Raw genomic sequence first — 17,124 nt, 5'->3', positions numbered from 1 at the left:
GGCTTTATGAAAGAACATCCTACTGAATTACGGCGTGACTTAAAAACACGCCAACTGACGATGATTGCGATGGGCTGTGCGATCGGAACCGGTCTTTTCCTCGGAAGCGGTCTCGCGATCAGTCTTGCCGGACCGAGTGTTCTCGTCAGCTATGCAATCGGCGCTTTCATCGTCCTGCTGTTGATGGGCTGTCTTGCGGAAATGACCGTCGCCCATCCGACCTCCGGCTCATTTGGCACGATTGCTGAAATGTACATCAGTCCCTATGCCGGTTTCCTTGTCCGCTATTCTTACTGGGTCGCCAATGTCTTGGCCATCGGCGTCGAAGTCAGTGCCATCGCCATCTACATGAAATATTGGTTCCCGGACGTCCCCGGTTACATCTGGATTTTCGTCTTCGCAGCGGCGTTGATTTATATCAATGCCACGACCGTCAATACGTTTGCGACGTTCGAATACTGGTTTTCTGTCATTAAAATCAGTGCCATCCTGATGTTCATGATTCTCGGTGCGTACCTGGTCTTCGGAAGCAATTCACCTGAGATTGGTCCCCAAAACTTCACGAATGACGGCGGCTTCATGCCGTTCGGTTTTTCCGGTCTTTGGATTGCCGTCTTCATCTCGCTGTTCAGTTTCCTCGGAACAGAATTAATCGCTGTCACAGCCGGCGAAGCAAAGGATCCGGATGTTGCCGTGCCGAAAGCACTGAAGGCAACGGTCTTCCGGCTGTCGACGTTTTACGTCATCACGATTGCTTTGATGCTCATGATCGTTCCGTGGCAACAGGCCGGCGGTGTCGATGAAAGTCCGTTCGTTAAGGTCATGGAAATGTTGTCGATTCCCGGTGCGGCCGGCATCATGAACTTCATCATCCTGACAGCTGCGTTATCGGCGATGAACAGTCAGTTGTACGCTTCAACGCGAATGATGTATTCATTGTCGAAAGCAACTTACGCCCCCCAGATCTTCAGTCGTCTGAATGCGAAAGGCGTGCCGCTCTTTGCACTCGCTGTGTCGACACTCGGCATATTCCTTGCTGCCGTCATCAGCAGTCAATCGAGTGTCTCCTATCCGTTCATGATGGGAATTTCGATGTTCGGGGCCATCTTCACCTGGTTCATGATTTTCATCTCTCATCTCTATTTCCGGAAAGCTTGGGAACGGGACGGTGGACGGAAACTGCCGGTCCGGATGATGGGCTATCCGTATTTGACGGCGCTCGGTGCCCTCTTGTTATTTGCACTGGTCATCACGACCTGGTTTACCGATTTCCAGATCGTCTTGAAGTTTGGTATTCCGTGGTTGATTTTCCTGACGATTGCCTATGTGTTCTGGAAACGCAACAACCCGCCGCAAGCGGATCAGACAAAACGTTCACAATCACTTTAACGTAAAGGGGAACGATTGGAATGAAACAGACGGATGCGACGAAGATTGAGGAAACGATTCAAACCGACTTTAAAAAAGACATGTCTTACGGAGATTATTTACAGCTCGACTCCATTTTGACAAGCCAGCAACGGTTGTCGAATCATCATGACGAAATGCTGTTCATCGTCATTCATCAGACAAGCGAACTGTGGATGAAATTGATTTTACATGAGATGACCGCTGCCATTCAGGCAGTCGCTGACGATCAGCTCGAACGGTCGTTCAAGATGCTGGCCCGTATCTCAAAAATCCAACAACAGTTGATTCAGTCATGGAGTGTCCTCTCGACACTGACACCGGCTGAGTATCTTGAATTCCGTGACTCGCTTGGGCATTCGTCCGGATTCCAATCCTACCAAAACCGGCAAATCGAGTTTGCGCTCGGCTTCAAGAACGCCCAAATGCTTCGGGTCTACGAACACGAAACGGCGTTGTACGCTCAATTGAACGATGATTTAAAAACACCGAGTATCTATGACGAGACTGTCCGGGCGATGCATCGACGCGGCTTACAGATTGATGAGACCATTCTCAACCGGGACGTCACCCAGGACTGGGAAGCGAACGCGAGTGTCGAAGCCGCTTGGGCGACTGTCTATCAGGATGTCGAACAGTACTGGGATCTATATGAGCTCGGTGAAAAGTTACTCGATATCGGCAGCCAGCAACAAATGTGGCGCTTTAACCATATGAGCACCGTCGAACGGATCATCGGTCAAAAACCGGGAACGGGCGGTTCGTCCGGTGTCAGTTATCTGCGCCGTGTGCTCGACCACCGGTTCTTCCCGGAACTCTGGTCGGTCCGGACAAAACTTTGAGGGGGAACCTGATATGAACCGTTGGATAGATGTCTCACAACCGTTAACCTCGTCTGTTACGACATGGCCGGGTGATACGAAATTTAACTACACGATTAACTGGAGTAAAGCCGACACCGGCTCCGTCAACGTCGGCCAGGTGACGATGAGTCTGCATACCGGTACTCATATCGATGCTCCGTTTCATTTTGACGATGCCGGTCAAAAAGTCATCGATCTTGATCCGGATCTCTATATCGGTCATGTCCGCGTCATTTATCTGCCCGGCCGGACCGAACTCGTCGCAAGCGACCTTGATGCATTTGATTTAACCGATGTGCGCCGGCTGATCATCAAAACAGACGGTTGGGTCGATAAGTCGATTTTCCCGGAAACGATTCCGGTCCTGACGCCGAGTCTTGCCGAACGCCTTGGAGCACTCGGGATTGAATTAATCGGACTCGATTTACCGTCTGTTGACGCGATCGACAGTAAAGAGATGGCGGCCCATCATGCGCTCGCCGCCCATGGAGTTCACATACTCGAAGGGTTAGTCCTCGATACGATCACTCCGGGTGATTATCATCTCAATGCTGTTCCGCTTCCACTCGTCGACGGTGACGGCAGTCCCGTCCGTGCACTGATGCGACCGTATTAAAAAAAACCGACAGAACGCTCTTCCAAGAGTTTTCTGTCGGTTTTTTTCAGTTTTCCTTAACCGGTACGGGGAACAACACTTCTTCCGTCCGTTGCATGATCTGTCCGAGTACTTGCAGGGACGGACCGACCTCAAAATCGAGATCAAGGGAATGATTAGCCCCTTTTATTTGTTTCAGTACGAGGTTCGAGCTGCCGCACCGTTCCAACGCTTCCGGACTGAACTGACGATCGTGGTCACCGATGACGAGTAATCCATGATGCTGACTGTTCGCAATCGCTTCGACAATCGCAGGATCTTTTAAGAGTGGCGTCAGAAGGACAACACGCGCTTCCGGAAACAGTCCGCGGTGCATCATCGATACAAGCGGTACCATTCCAAGCGATTTGGCAATAAAGTGAATCGTTTTATATGTACGTGAATGTAACACGTCCTCGATGACCGCTTCAATCCGCCTGCTCACCTCCGCATCTCCCTGTTCGTCCGGCAAGCTGAACAAGTCGTCCGAGACATACTGAATCTCAATCACGTTCACGCCCCGCTTCAATAACATCATCCGACTAAAGTAAAAGTATGGATGGTCATACGCATAACCTGCGCCGGACAACATAAAGCAGACCTCATCTGACTCGGAATAATAGTGATTATAGGCAATCGTTTGATCGTCCAATTGTACCTGACAACGGCGAATCTCCATCAATGCTCCCCCTTTATTTTTTCCTTACTTTACCATCCGATAACGAAACCGTCCATTAAAATTCCATTTCCTTGTCATCGGAGCTTAAGACCACCGTTTAAAAATTTGTGATTCCTCAAAAAAAGCCACATCCGACACTCTGTTAGCGTGGATGTGGCTGTTGGTTCAGCGGACCAGTTGATCCGGTGCAAAGACCGACTGTTCGACTTGTTTTAAAGCATAAAAAGCACCTTGGTTGACCATCAAATCAGCATACGTGCCGACTTCGATGATTTGGCCCTGTTCCATGACGACGATTTGGTCCATCGTCTCAAGACCAGCCAGCCGGTGGCTGACAAGCAACAGCGTTGAATCCTCTGCACGGGAAAACAGGTGGCGTAAAATCATCTGTTCCGTCAACGCATCGACCGATGAGGTCGGCTCATCCAGCAGATAGAGTGGTGTCTGACGCAAGAAGATCCGGGCAATCGCCAGCCGCTGTTTTTCACCGCCGGACAGGTTTTCCCCTTTTTCAAGCACCCTGTCGTCGAGTTCAAGTAAAGAAAGACCGACGTGTTTGAGTGCTTCCATCATCTGCTTATCCGTCGCTTCCCCGCTTGCCAGCTTCAGATTGTCACGAATCGTGCCGTAAAAGAAATGATTTTGTTGCAGGACGACATTCGTCTGTCGCCATAATGCTTCCGGATCAATTTCTTGACCGGATGTTCCTTCGATCCGGATCCCGTCGACCGGATACATCCGCAACAACAGTTGCAACAGCGTCGATTTTCCGGAACCGCTCGCTCCGACAATCGCCGTTTTACTGCCGGCAGGGAACGTCACGCTGACGTCCCGTAAGACAGGACGATCCTGACCCGGAAACGTGAAAGTGACGTGTTCCGTGCTCAGTTCCGGAGCCTGCGTCAATTCAAACGGACGGTATTCCGGTGTCGTTGTGGCTTCGACGACGTCATCAAGACGACGTGCCGCATGACGGCTGTCTTCAAAAAATCCGGGTAAAATCGCCATCGGTGCGGCATTTTCAAACACCGTCAACGAGGTCATGACCAGCAATGCGAGGAAAACGCCGTCGAGTTGTCCGTCAGCGACCAGATATGCTCCGAGTCCGAGGACAATCCAGGAAATAACCAACGTCGCCAGTGTATTCAATGCAAGGTTCGAGACCGCATGCAGTCCGTTGCGTTTTTCTTCCGCCACGTACCGTGCGGCAACGGCATTCAGCTCCGCTTCCTTGTTCCCGAGTTGCTGATAGATCTTTAAGTCACGATAACCTTGGAACAGTTCCGTCACTTCCGTCGACAGTTCCCCGCGTCGGGCCCGGACAGACCGGGCAAACCGTTGTTCCCGGTAGGCAAACCAGCCGGGAATGACGAATCCCGTCAAGATCAGACCAAACACGAGGACAAGCGCGACACTGAGTGAAAAGAAACTGACGAAAAAGATTGTACACAGAAAGACGAGCACTAAAATGATCGGTGGATAGACGACGCGCAAAAACGTATTTTGCAGACTTTCGACGTCCCCGACAATCCGGGCGAGCAAATCCCCGCTCCGGTACTTGGCAAAGATACCCGGTGCGAGTGGTTCCAGCCGTTTATAAAACGTCGTCCGCAAGTCACTGAGGATCGTAAACGTCGCCCGGTGTGAGTAATACCGTTCGGCGTACCGGCTGACAGCCCGCGTCAGACTGGAGATTTTCTGTAAGGCAATCAAAACGGCAAGTGTCTGAATCGGCGGCAACAGGGCGGCTTTTGAAATCAAAAAACCGCTTGCTGCGAACAAGCCGACTGCCGTGATGCCGGCCAAAACACCGAAGACGATCGAGAGCACGATGTCCCGTTTCTGGTGCAGCATCAAACGAAAAATTCCCATTAACTCTTTCATCGTGTCTCCTCCCCCCGTTGAACGGCACGCATCATTGCATATTCCGATTCACGTCCAAGTAATTCTTCGTGTGTCCCCCGGTCGACGATCCGTCCGGCTTCCAGCACGACGATTTGATCCGACAGTTCAATCGTATGCAGACGGTGGGCGACCGTGATGACGGTCGCTTCACGTCCGAGAACAGTCATCGCTTCCTGCAACAACCGTTCCGTCTTCACGTCAAGACCGGTCGTCGGTTCATCAAACAAGATGACATTCGGTCGTTTCAGGAAGGCACGTGCTAACGCAACGCGCTGCTTTTCGCCGCCGGATAAGCCGCGTCCGCCTTCTCCGATTATCGTGTCGAGTCCGTTCGGCAACTGTCCGATCAATTCGGTCAGACCGGCGTCCGATGCCGCCTGTTCAATCGCAGCCCGCGATGCTTCGCGCAATTCACCGATGGCGATATTATCCGCCAGCGTCCCGGCATAGAGATACGGATGCTGCGAGATGTAGCTGAGCTGGCTGAACCAACTGGATTCCGTGATGGTCTGACGATCTTGACCGTCAAGCAACAGCTGTCCGTCCTGCGGATCGGCAAGGCCAGCCAGCAATTGGAGGACCGTCGATTTTCCGGCACCGCTGCGGCCGATCAAGGCAACCTTTTGATACGGTTCAATCGTCAAATTCAACTGTTCCATCGCAAACCGGGCATCGCGGTACGAAAACGCGACGTCTTTCAGTTCAATTCGCGGCGGACGGGCTGCCGGCAGTTCCGTTCGTCCGAAAGCGACATTCCGGTCGTCGTCCGTCAGTTCGGCCGCAATCTGTTTCGCGGCGGCGACACTGCCCCGTCCGGTATGGAAAGCAGCTCCCATCTCTTTTAACGCCAGATAGTATTCCGGTGCCAGAACCAACATCAAGAAGGCCGGCACAAAGGTGATGCTTTGGAACAAAATCAACCGTAAGCTGACTTCAAGCGCAATCATCCCCATACTGAGCATCGAGATGAATTCGAGCATCAACGACGACAGGAACGCGAGTTTTAAGACGGTTAACGTCGCATCCCGAAATTCGAGACTGCTTCGTTCAATCACGTCCTGCTGAGCTTTCGCCCGCCCGAATAACTTGAGCGTCGTCAATCCTTGTAACGTATCGAGGAACGTACCAGAAAAGGCATTCATCTTCTCAAGCTGCGTATCGGCCCGCTTTTGCGTCATGATCCCGATGACGATGTAAAACAACGGAATGAACGGGGCGGTAATCATCATGACCAGTCCCGTGACCCAGTCATAGCTGAAGGCGGCAATCAAGACCATCATCGGAACAATCGATGTCTGAATGACCTTCGGCAGGTACTGGCTGTAATAGCTGTCCATCTCATCGACGGAATCCATCAGGATACTGACCTTTTGTCCGGATTGTCCTTCAAGCATCGACTCGACAGAGTTTCGTGTGTATTTCGCGACGAGCGCCTGACGCAGATCTTGTTTGACGCGTGCCGCAAGACTCGTTCCGAGGCGCCCGTTCCAGTACGTGACGCCGACGCGCAGGACAAGCATCCCCAATAGGACACCGAGCAACGGAATGACTGCCGCGAACGGATCCCCTTGCAGAAAAATCCGGTCAACGATGATGACAATCAGATAGGATTGTCCGATGACGGCGACTCCCATCAGGACGGCGGCCAGCATCAGTTGTATAAAAATCGTACGCGGAATCGTAATAATTCCTTTGAGTGGATTCATAAGAAAACGTCCTTTCACTAAGTGTGAACGACTTTTAGTGAATATTTTCACATATCGTACATTCAGTATACCGAATCCATTCTGTTGATGCCACGGGTATGCTGTCGAAAAGGTGTGACGGTTTTGTGAGGGACCTTTTGTTGGACAATTGATTTATCCGGATGTATTATAGACAATAGTTATCCACGTTATACAGAAAGGAGAATGTTTCATGCAAATGAAGACAGGTGTTGAACAATCGGTGTATGCGATGCTCTTATTGACGTTTTTACCGGAGAAAGGTGTGTTGCCGGGCGAATTCATCAGTCAGCAACTTGGCGCTTCGCCAACCTACTTTCAAAAGTTGCTCCGGAAGCTCGTGAGTGCGGATCTGCTGATTTCTGTTCCCGGTGCAAAAGGCGGCTTCCGGCTCAAAGCGTCACCGGAGACGATTCGTGTGTTTGATATCTATGAAGCAATCGAGGGCAAACAATCCTTATATGCCTCAAGCGGTGTTTTCGAAGACTTGATGGGTATCCAGGATCAGAACATCTGCTTATTGTCCGACCTGATGGCAGAAGCGGAACAGTCGTGGCAATCGATACTCAAACGCGAGACGATCGACTCGATCCGCCGTGAAATTTATTTGAACTGTCCGCCCGATCATCTGACAAAACTGCAGAGTTTAATTGAAGAAAAAATGATTCGTAACTAAAAGGAGAATATATGATGAACACCACTACACTTGACCGCTATTTTGATTTATTTGATGCTTCCCGGACCGATGAAAAAGCTTTTGATGACTTGATTTCCCTGTTCTCGGACGAAATCACATTCGTCCTGAACGGACAGGAACAGCACGGTATCGATGCCTGGAAACAGTTCGTCCGGATGGTCTTTACGGCGAATCAGGATATTAAACACATGTATGCCGGATGGGTTCCATCAGAAACAGGAGATACGATGGAAACACGCTGGGCTGTTTGCGGGAAACGCGCGGACGGCTCTGTCTTCACCCAGGATGGAACCGACATCGCCCGGCTCAATGCGGATGGAAAGATTGTCTATCTCGCCAACGTTCCCGATGATACGGCGATGTTTAACCAATACAACGATTAATCGAAAACAGGCATCACTTCGTTATGAAGTGGTGCCTGTTGATTATGCTTATAAATTCTTCGCTTTGAAGGTATCGCCGCCTTCAATCGTTCCGTTATCAAATCCTTTTTGGAACCATCGTTCGCGTTGAGCCGATGTACCGTGTGTAAAGCTTTCCGGTACGACATATCCTTGCCCTTTTTTCTGCAATGTATCATCTCCGACAGCATTCGCCGCTCCAAGTGCCTCTTCCAAATCGCCTTCTTCAAGCAGATTTTGTCCTTGTGCATGGTTGGCCCAGACACCCGCATAGTAATCCGCCTGCAATTCAAAGCGGACCAGGTATTTGTTGAACTTCTCTTCGCTCATCTTTTGACGAAGCGGCATGATTTCGTCTGATGTCCCAAGCAACGTCTGAACATGGTGCCCAACTTCGTGGGCAATGACATACGCCATCGCGAAGTCTCCCGGTGCCCCGTATTTATTTTGTAACTCATCATAAAAACTTAGATCAATGTATAATTTCTGATCCCCCGGACAATAAAACGGTCCGACTGACTTTCCAGCTTGTCCACACGCTGAACTGACCTGATCGGTATATAAAACGAGCGTCGGTTCTTTATATGTCATACCGTCCTGTTTAAATTCCTTTGTCCAGACTTTTTCCGTATCCGCTAAGACAACGGATACAAAATCAGCCGCTTCTTTTTCTTTGGCCGTTTCCTGGTACTCGCCTTGACTGTCGCCTTGTGAATCGGACAATCCTCCGAGGATGTCGGCCGGATTCCCGCCCATCAACGTGACGACGATTAAAATGATGATCCCGAGTCCGCCTCCGATCCCGGCGACTCCTTTTCCACCCATGCCCCGTCGATCTTCGACGTTCGAACTTCTTTCTCTGCCCTTCCATTTCATACACGGTTCCTCCTACAAGTCTCAATGCCCTTCTATACCCCATATCTTGTCTGTTTAGGCATGAATTTCTATTTTAAAATTTAATTTTGTTTTAAGTATCTTGAAGCTAAACAATCTTATTTTCCCGACCGATAGTCGTATACGTTTAACATGTTTACTCGTGATTTGTTTCACTTTCTATTAGAAAATGGGGGAATTTTATTTTATGAAACGTCGGAATCAACTTATGCTTTGGATCAGTTTTCTTGTCGTCACTTTATCGTTCATTGTCCATGGTTTACACCGGTTCACCGACTTTGCGGAAGGTTATCAACTCATCCGGGGAAACGTAACAGCCGCTTCACCCACGACACTTGCCTGGATTGCTTTGTTACCGTTTGTCTGTTGGATTGCTTCTGCCGTTCTCTACCGGATTCGACCAGACAGTATAATCGTTGCGCTTCTCTTGACGTTGACACTGACGTTTTCCAGTATGTCGATCGTCGCCGGCGGCAATGGACTGGTCGAGTATCATTTTTCAATTTTCATGGTCCTGGCGTTGATTGCTTATTTCCGCCGGATTAACTTGATTCTCGTCAGCACCATCCTTTTCGCCTTGCAACATTTCGCCGGCTTCTTTTTTGCCCCGTCCCTGATTTGCGGAACGACCGGTTATCCGTTCAGCATTCTGATGATTCATGCCGTTTTCTTGATTTTGACGAGTGTGGCTCTGATTATCCAGATTGCCGTACAAAATCAGGAACGATCCGTCTCCTTGAAACGAGAAACGGAAGCCACGACGCTGATTACGAATGTCAGTCACCAAATCGAAGCACTTGTCGGTAATTTAAAAACGAATACGAAACACTTACAACAGGCAGCTGTCCAGTCCGTCGAAGCAACGAACCAGATCGCGACAGCGATTGCACCGATTGTTCAGTCCGCTGACGGTCAGCATCAATCGATGCAACAAGGAACGGATCAGTTGCATCAGGTCAATACGTCCATCGCATCGATCCAATCGAAAATGGCACAAACCGTCACGACGACGGAACATATGACGAAACGCGCGTTGACTGGAAACGAGGAGATGAACCTGATGGACCGCCGCGTCGAAGAGATGGTCGAATCAACGAACGGTCTGCACACTTCCGTCACGGCAATGGCCAGCCGGTCGGATAAGATTCAAAAAATCCTCGCCAGTCTGGAAGCCATTGCCGGCCAGACGAATCTATTGGCATTAAACGCTGCGATCGAAGCGGCACGTGCCGGGGATGCCGGACGGGGGTTTGCCGTCGTTGCAACGGAAGTCGGGCATCTCGCTGTTCAGTCCCGCAGCTATGCAAACGAAGTAACGGAAGTCCTGCAGGCCCTGATTGCCGATACCGATCAAATCAAAACGACCGCCGCCGGTTATACGAAAACACTGGCTGAAAATCAGGAAATGACGAGCCGTGTCCGTCAGACATTTTCTGATATCACGCAACTCGTACAGGAAGTCGAACAAAGTATCAGCTCCATTCAAACCGCCCGTCACGGGGTCGGTGTCCAGATGCTTGACATCGAACAGCGGATGGAGACGACGCGAACCGCTTCCCTCGAAGTCCGCCACGGTATCGAATCGACTGCCGTTTCACTCGAACAACAAACGACCGTCCAGCATGAATTTGAAACGATGACGGAATCGCTCAGTACAATGACCGTTTCCCTTGAGCAGCTTGTTGATGAATTAACTCAACATGTGGACCGCTAAACTAAAAGTTCCTCCCTTAATCGGCAGGAACTTTTTTTGATTCTTCCGAGGAGTTCTTTACCCCCGTCTCGAATAGACATACAAAAGAAATTCAGTAAAGGAGACGAGTCATATGCGTAAATCTTTACTGTTTCTGACTTCATCTGATATTCAGCATCCTGACGCTAACTTTTCACATCACCTCTTACACGAACTTTTTAAACGAATCACGGATGAATACAACGTGACATGCTTGGCTCCGGCATTTTTTGGCGGACGTGACATCGAATCAATCGACGGTGTAACGTACATCCGGCGTGGTAATGCGCTCAGCTTCTCTTGGCATGCCTTGCACTATATCAAGTCCCATCCCATTGCGTTGATTCTCCTGTTCAATGTTCCATTCCTTGAATTTATGTGCCGACGCAGCACAATCCCATCTGCCCGAATCCTTGTCAATATGCCGACTTGTCAGGCAAAATCGTCATTTTCTGATCCATGTCTTGTTTTCCATCCGTCCGTCCTGACGACGTTAACCAAACAAGGGTACCATCAAGTAGTTCGTCTTCCGGAAGGACTCGATTTGCTTTCCCCTGAGTCGACTTGGCTCGAAAAAGAAAAACGACCGACGTTTGTTTACGTCAGCCGTCCCTCTCAATCAAAAGAATTATTTGATGTCTGCCAAGCCTTCATCGCCTCGAAACAAGAATTTCAAGCGGTTCAACTCTGGATTATCGGACATTGTCCGATCCGATTCGATGCGTCGATTCCAGCAGCCATACAACAAAGCATTCACTACCTCGGCGATATCGAACCTGTCGAGCGCAACCGTCATATCAGCCGAGCCACAGCCTTACTCGTTCCATCCCATGAAGATAACTGGGGAATGATTGTCTATGAAGCAGCACGCGTCGGCACACCGGCGATTGTCTATGACACCCCCGGTCTGTGTGACGCTGTCCAGTATGGCATGACCGGTTATTTGGCTAAAGCCAATCATCCCGGTGCTTTGGCGGCAGAAATGCGCTCCTGTATGCTCGACGAGACCACCTATCATATGTTGCGCTATGCCGCGCAGCAATTCTCGACCACAAAACATCTCCATGATCTTGAACCGACTTTTCGTGACTGGTTGCGTACCAACACATCTGATGTTACAGCAGATCGATGACAGCCAAAGGGTCCGTCCGTTTCGTATAGTCGTCCGGTACGTCCGCAAAAGTAATCTGTCCGGACGGCTGAATGATGAACGTCGCCGGTTTCGGTAACTGCCAGTCCTCGTTACCGTTATGGCCGGCAACGTCAAGACCGGATGCCTTGTACACGTCAATTAAATAGTCGGGCATATCGAACACAAGGTCGAACTGACGGGCGACGACGTTATCGACATCACTCAACACGGGAAATGCCAGGTCGTTTTTTTCCTGCGTCGAGAGCGAGTGATCCGGTGTTTCCGGACTGATCGCCACAAGCGTCGCTCCTTTTGCCTCAATTTTTCCCAATTCCCGTTGGTAAGCCCGAAGTTCCAGATTACAGTACGGGCACCAACCGCCGCGGTAAAACGTCACGATGACGGGACCGTCCTGCAACAGTTTTTCAAGAGACACGGATTGACCAGATGCGTTCGGTAACGTAAAACGGGGTGCTTCGTCTCCGACGGTCAATCCTTTGGCGCCGTCTGATGCGGCTAACTCGTTTGTCGCTTGTGCCATCAACCGTTGTTTTTCCTGCGGTGCCTTTTGACGAAACTGTTCTTGATACGCTTTTATTTCTTCAAGCAATGTAGACATGACGTGTCCCTCCTTATGTTTGTCTTACAGCATAGCAGGGACTTCATAATCTGTCCGTCATTTTGCTCCGTCCGGCTTCTTGCGGAATTTCTTAAGAAAGCCCATCAGACTTTCCGGTGTCAGTTCCAATTTGTTCTCATAAGCATATTTCGTCCCGTATCCGAGTGCGAGTGTTGCCGTTGAAGCGACACCGGCTCCGATGACCGCTCCGTATCCCGGAACCATCTTCGCCAGTTGGCGGAACGCTGTTTTGCCGGAGTTCCCGACAATCGTCACGACCAGCAACTCCTTCGCACTTTCCTTCGACAGATTCCGTTCGTACAAATTCGACAGTTTCAGCATCAGTCCGATTTGAATCGATGTCAACGGAATGATGTCAGCTCCCGGAAATGGTACCGCTCCAATTGCCCCGGCGGCCGTTCCGGCTCCGACAATCCAGTTGTTCGCGATTTTCCCCCGCAACGCCGGATCGATCTCGCGAACAAACAGATTATCCTTGTTGAACTTTTTTAGGATGTCGAGCACCTCACGACGCAGACGGTCAATGTTCGTCCCGTCCATCGCTGAGACCGGAACGACTTTTGGTCCCGGTAACTTCGACTCGATATGCGACAGGATCGTCGCGAGGTCGTTCGTCGCATCGATTTTCGTGACGACGATGACGATATTTTTATTATGGGCATAAATCTTCTTGAAGTTTTTGGTCTCCGTTTCCGATAAGACGGTCCCGGCGGCGTTTAAGAAATAAAGAATAACATCGGCACTTTGATAAAACTTCCACGTCGTGTCCGAGTTCAGGCTGTTTGCATCGTTCAGTCCCGGCGTATCGACGAAGACGACCTTGTCTTCCGGATGTTGCCGAATTTGATCAATGCGTGTCGTCTCCCCCGGCTTTGCTCCGACGGTCGCGACTTCCCGACCAAGGATCGCATTCAATGTCGAGGACTTGCCCGCGTTGACGTCCCCGATCAGCGCAACGGTCACTTCCTGTTCAAGTGACTGGTTAAAGTCGCGACGTTCCGACTCAAACGATTGGTCAAACACTTCCTCCAGTTTTCGTTTTCGTTTCTGCTCATTGGTCTCAAGACCTTCTCCAAAAAAATCATCCATCTTTATCCCTCCTGAAAATACCTGCTGTCGGTCTTTTCCCGTTCTCCATTGAAATCATCCCCCAAAAGCGATACGATTAATTATGGATAATGTTACCAAAAAAAGATGAAATGAGGCGTTTTTCATGAAGAAATGGCTTTACATACCACTTGCGGCGCTTGTCTTGACCGGATGTAATCAAGAACAGGCACAAGAATCCGTTCCCAAAAAATCAGCATCGGCTGACTACACATCGAGTCTGACGATTTCTCCCGTCTCCATCACCGAGGGCGAAGAAAAATTTGCGGCGCTTGGCAATCAACAGATCGGCAGCGTCCAGTTAAAAGGAAAGTTGACGAAGACACACTGGCTCAAAGGGGTCGAATACCTGCCGAATAAAAAAGAACGGTCTCTCTTTACACTCGAGCTCGAACCCAAAAGCTATGACACACAAGTCCGCTTTGCCCAGTCTTTCTCCGACGATAAGATTCACCTTGGCATCGACGTGGATGACACGACAGTCCAAGGGGACCATACTTTTAAACAGCTTGATGATTACATGGTGCGTGGTGCTGATTTCCGCTCCGGTCCTTCTGCCGCTACCCCGTATAATCTGTTGATGGTCTATCACATGACGAAAAAGAACGGGATTCGCGGCTTTAATTTAAACGAGGTCACCCGTCCGGCTGATGTGCCGCTTAAAAAGGGTGAACGGATTTTCGGGATCGTCTTATCGAATCACAAGTAAATGAACATTTATCGGTGATTCGCTTACAAGCCGCTCTTAACGTCAACCACTTCTTAAAATAAAAAAGGGACAGCGGATATTAAAATCTGCCGTCCCTTTTCAGATGCTTCTTTTTCTAAATCTGACTTCTCCGCTCCAGTAAAATCGTATCCCGCCAGACGCCCGCCAATTGTCCGATCCGTTCCCTCCGGCCGACTTCCCGGAAACCAAACCGTTGGTGAAGCTTTAAACTCGCAGCGTTTTCCGGGAAGATTTGTGAGTGCAACGTCCAAATGCCCGCCGCTTCACTCGCTTCAATGACAGCATGCATCAATGCGGTGCCGATGCCTTTGCCGCGAGCGTCTTCGTCAATATAAAGACTGACTTCCGCCACTCCCTGATAGGCGGGGATCGACGAAAAGGGACTAATGGCGACCCATCCGAGCACCTTCCCGTCTTCTTCCGCCACAATCCGGCTGTGTATATGATGATGGGCGTCCCAGTAGTCAAACGACGGTACTTCCGTTCGAAACGTCGCATTTTGCGTCTTTATCCCCTGTTTGTAAATCCGGCCAACTTCGGGATAATCGGCTGCGGTCATTACTCGTAAATTCATCATCTCCAACTCCTTGTTAAATCGATATCCGTTTGGAGTTCGACGTCCGGTCTGGTTTTCCTCTTATTTAACTGTAAACGGGATCGGTTGCAAGGCCAGTGATGTATTGATCACGGTATTGCTGTAGCCGGTTTCGAGATAATATTCTTCCCGCGTGTGTTCGGATGGTTCCGGTAGCTGGAACGTCGCTCGGAACGTCTGTTTATCCGCATCGAGAATGGTGACTTTAGGTTTAATTTCCCGGCCGTCCGGCGGTTCTGTTCCTTTCAACAAATACATGGAATCTCGGATTTCGGGTTTCACATAGACTTGTAATGAGCGGGAATTTCTCGAAAATTCGACTACGACTTGCTCGGGTGTTGTCTCAATTGACGTGATGATCATTTCGAGCGGATGCGTTTCCGACTGTTGCCGGTACGGCAACGGCTCGGTTAACGGAATCGGTTGTGTCTCTAAATCAATACGTAAAGAAGGCTGCAACAGATAGTTCCCTTTTGGGATGACATAGTTCCCGAGGATTAACCGCGACTGCTCGATGGCTTCCGTTTCGGTTCTCGTCCGCTTGACGGACTGAGTCGACCATGTCCAGTTGTGAATGATTTCCTTGCCGGATGAATCAAGCAATGTCATCTCGACACGGGCCCATTCTTTTTTCGGTGAACGTGTTGTGTAGTCGAACGACGTGCTCCCTTTGCCCTGAATCAACTTATCCAATGTGACTTCCGTTTGATAGATTGGATTTTTGATCGTTGTCCCGTAGACTTGTTCGACGGCCGGAAGCCGTTTGACCGGGACGTTAAACGCCCAGTTTCCTTTGACGCCGAATACCTCCGTCAACACGATCGGAATCCTGATTGCATCTTGCAGTTTGGTTTCGCCGAGCGTGTATTCAATTAGTCCTTGCCAAATACCGTTCACCTGCTTGAACTGAACCAGTTCCATGGTCTCCGTCCCGGCAAACCGTTTATCCCCTTTGAACAGTTCATATAATCCTGACCGCGCTTCCGGCTTCACATCCGGGACGCCGGTCGCCGTCAAATTCAGGCCGATTGTTGCCCCGTCGTAGTAGGCATCGATGACTTGGATGTCGATTCCGTTGTCACTTGCGACTTGATCGATTTTCGTTGCGAGTTGTTTCTGACTAATGGCGGTGCCGGTGTTTTCCTGTTCGAGGAACGGTCGATACATCTGACCGAGTAATGGAACTTTTGCCATCGCCGTCGCAAAGGACGGGATGACGAATGTCGATGTGATCAACAGTGACGCCGCCAGTCCCGTCGAAACAACCAGGCGTCGCAGACGTTTCGGCCGTTTGATTTGCTGCTCCCGCTTTCCCTGCTCCATTCCTTGACGAATCCGCTCCTGTAAGGCGGCCTGCGGTACAGGAATCTGGTTATAGTCATTTTGAAGATCGTGCTTCGACATAATCAAGTCCTCCCAACTGTTTCTTCAATTCTGCCCGTCCCCGTTTGAGATATGTCTTGACCGTATTCAAGGTGATGCCGATAAAAGAAGCAATCTCCTTCATCGGGACATCGTGAAAATAAAAGAGTACCAAAACATCCCGGTATTCTTTTCGCAGGTGCGACAACGCTTCAATCAAGTCCAGATGTTCTTCCCGCGAAGATTCCTTCACCGGAATCTGTTCAATGAGATCCGCTACCACGGTCTGTTGGTTCAGGACACGGTAACAGTTCCGAATCAGAATTTTCGTCAACCAGGTCACGAAATATTTGGGTTCTTTGACCTGTCCGATGGAAATGAAGGCTTTGTAGACCGTTTCCTGGACGACGTCGAGCGCATCCTGCTCGTTTTCCACATAGACGTAGGCCGTCCGGTAGAGCTGTTCACTATGTAGAAGAATCAATTGTTCAAATGCTTCCTCGTCCTGTTTGATGGCACGCCGGACAAGCTCCGTGTGCTCCGTTCGTAAGTCCAATTCCGTTCCCTCCTTTTACTGATTAGAGCACTCGGTCGTCCAAAAAGTTTCAAGAAATATCCATTC

General features: G+C 50.0%; 17 protein-coding genes. 8 read left to right on the top strand and 9 right to left on the bottom strand.

The window, feature by feature from the left end:
• Positions 1–6: 6 nt before the first annotated feature.
• Genes ACP26N_RS01125 through kynB form a run of 3 tightly spaced genes read left to right on the top strand, consistent with a single transcriptional unit; the run spans position 7 to position 2,886 of the window.
• The gene (locus ACP26N_RS01125; RefSeq protein WP_426354483.1) at positions 7–1,389 is read left to right on the top strand and encodes an amino acid permease; all 1,383 of its coding nucleotides are present in this window, start codon (positions 7–9) and stop codon (positions 1,387–1,389) included.
• A gap of 20 nt (positions 1,390–1,409) precedes the next feature.
• Positions 1,410–2,249: a tryptophan 2,3-dioxygenase gene (gene kynA / locus ACP26N_RS01120; RefSeq protein WP_426354481.1), complete on the top strand. Its 840-nt coding sequence runs from the start codon at positions 1,410–1,412 to the stop codon at positions 2,247–2,249.
• Positions 2,250–2,262: 13 nt separating this feature from the next.
• Positions 2,263–2,886 (top strand): arylformamidase, encoded by a 624-nt coding sequence (kynB, locus tag ACP26N_RS01115; protein ID WP_131503217.1) that lies wholly within the window; start codon positions 2,263–2,265, stop codon positions 2,884–2,886.
• A gap of 46 nt (positions 2,887–2,932) precedes the next feature.
• Here kynB and ACP26N_RS01110 read toward each other — a convergent pair whose 3' ends face one another.
• The 3 genes from ACP26N_RS01110 to cydD form a co-directional block, all read right to left on the bottom strand.
• Positions 2,933–3,583 carry a cyclase gene (locus ACP26N_RS01110; RefSeq protein WP_426354479.1) on the bottom strand — a complete coding sequence of 217 codons (651 nt, stop codon included), beginning with the start codon at positions 3,581–3,583 and terminating at the stop codon, positions 2,933–2,935.
• 165 nt (positions 3,584–3,748) lie between these two features.
• Positions 3,749–5,467 (bottom strand): thiol reductant ABC exporter subunit CydC, encoded by a 1,719-nt coding sequence (gene cydC, locus ACP26N_RS01105; protein ID WP_426354477.1) that lies wholly within the window; start codon positions 5,465–5,467, stop codon positions 3,749–3,751.
• A complete protein-coding gene (gene cydD / locus ACP26N_RS01100; RefSeq protein ID WP_426354475.1) occupies positions 5,464–7,194 on the bottom strand; it encodes a thiol reductant ABC exporter subunit CydD in 1,731 nt (576 codons plus the stop codon). The genes cydC and cydD overlap by 4 nt, the downstream gene beginning before the upstream one ends.
• A gap of 211 nt (positions 7,195–7,405) precedes the next feature.
• On the opposite strand from cydD, the gene ACP26N_RS01095 reads away from it, so the two are divergent.
• A complete protein-coding gene (locus ACP26N_RS01095; RefSeq protein ID WP_012369086.1) occupies positions 7,406–7,888 on the top strand; it encodes an RrF2 family transcriptional regulator in 483 nt (160 codons plus the stop codon).
• Between the two features lie 11 nt (positions 7,889–7,899).
• Positions 7,900–8,292: a nuclear transport factor 2 family protein gene (locus ACP26N_RS01090; protein ID WP_131503213.1), complete on the top strand. Its 393-nt coding sequence runs from the start codon at positions 7,900–7,902 to the stop codon at positions 8,290–8,292.
• A gap of 48 nt (positions 8,293–8,340) precedes the next feature.
• Here ACP26N_RS01090 and ypfJ read toward each other — a convergent pair whose 3' ends face one another.
• Positions 8,341–9,186, bottom strand: coding sequence for a KPN_02809 family neutral zinc metallopeptidase (gene ypfJ / locus ACP26N_RS01085; protein WP_012369084.1), 846 nt, complete (start codon positions 9,184–9,186; stop codon positions 8,341–8,343).
• A gap of 205 nt (positions 9,187–9,391) precedes the next feature.
• On the opposite strand from ypfJ, the gene ACP26N_RS01080 reads away from it, so the two are divergent.
• The gene (locus ACP26N_RS01080; RefSeq protein ID WP_165871675.1) at positions 9,392–10,918 is read left to right on the top strand and encodes a methyl-accepting chemotaxis protein; all 1,527 of its coding nucleotides are present in this window, start codon (positions 9,392–9,394) and stop codon (positions 10,916–10,918) included.
• A gap of 112 nt (positions 10,919–11,030) precedes the next feature.
• A complete protein-coding gene (locus ACP26N_RS01075; protein ID WP_426354474.1) occupies positions 11,031–12,068 on the top strand; it encodes a glycosyltransferase family 4 protein in 1,038 nt (345 codons plus the stop codon).
• Here the strand turns inward: ACP26N_RS01075 and ACP26N_RS01070 are convergent.
• On the bottom strand, positions 12,052–12,687 hold the full coding sequence (locus ACP26N_RS01070) for a peroxiredoxin-like family protein (RefSeq protein WP_131503210.1): 636 nt from the start codon (positions 12,685–12,687) through the stop codon (positions 12,052–12,054). The two genes, ACP26N_RS01075 and ACP26N_RS01070, sit on opposite strands and share 17 nt — an antisense overlap.
• A gap of 57 nt (positions 12,688–12,744) precedes the next feature.
• Positions 12,745–13,797, bottom strand: coding sequence for a YcjF family protein (locus tag ACP26N_RS01065; RefSeq protein WP_131503209.1), 1,053 nt, complete (start codon positions 13,795–13,797; stop codon positions 12,745–12,747).
• A gap of 124 nt (positions 13,798–13,921) precedes the next feature.
• Here ACP26N_RS01065 and ACP26N_RS01060 point away from each other — a divergent pair, with 124 nt between their 5' ends.
• Positions 13,922–14,524, top strand: a complete 603-nt coding sequence (locus ACP26N_RS01060) for a hypothetical protein (RefSeq protein WP_426354472.1) — start codon at positions 13,922–13,924, stop codon at positions 14,522–14,524.
• 115 nt (positions 14,525–14,639) lie between these two features.
• On the opposite strand, the gene ACP26N_RS01055 is transcribed toward ACP26N_RS01060, so the two are convergent.
• The 3 genes from ACP26N_RS01055 to ACP26N_RS01045 form a co-directional block, all read right to left on the bottom strand.
• Complete coding sequence (locus tag ACP26N_RS01055) at positions 14,640–15,119, bottom strand: GNAT family N-acetyltransferase (RefSeq protein ID WP_426354470.1); 480 nt, start codon at positions 15,117–15,119, stop codon at positions 14,640–14,642.
• A gap of 63 nt (positions 15,120–15,182) precedes the next feature.
• Positions 15,183–16,544: a DUF4179 domain-containing protein gene (locus ACP26N_RS01050; RefSeq protein ID WP_426354468.1), complete on the bottom strand. Its 1,362-nt coding sequence runs from the start codon at positions 16,542–16,544 to the stop codon at positions 15,183–15,185.
• Complete coding sequence (locus tag ACP26N_RS01045; protein WP_426354467.1) at positions 16,519–17,058, bottom strand: sigma-70 family RNA polymerase sigma factor; 540 nt, start codon at positions 17,056–17,058, stop codon at positions 16,519–16,521. Before ACP26N_RS01045 ends, ACP26N_RS01050 begins: the two co-directional genes overlap by 26 nt.
• Positions 17,059–17,124: the final 66 nt, after the last annotated feature.

This window comes from Exiguobacterium sp. R-39, assembly GCF_049942815.1.
Classification (GTDB): Bacteria; Bacillota; Bacilli; order Exiguobacteriales; family Exiguobacteriaceae; genus Exiguobacterium_A.
This window is presented reverse-complemented; position numbering and strand designations above follow the sequence as displayed.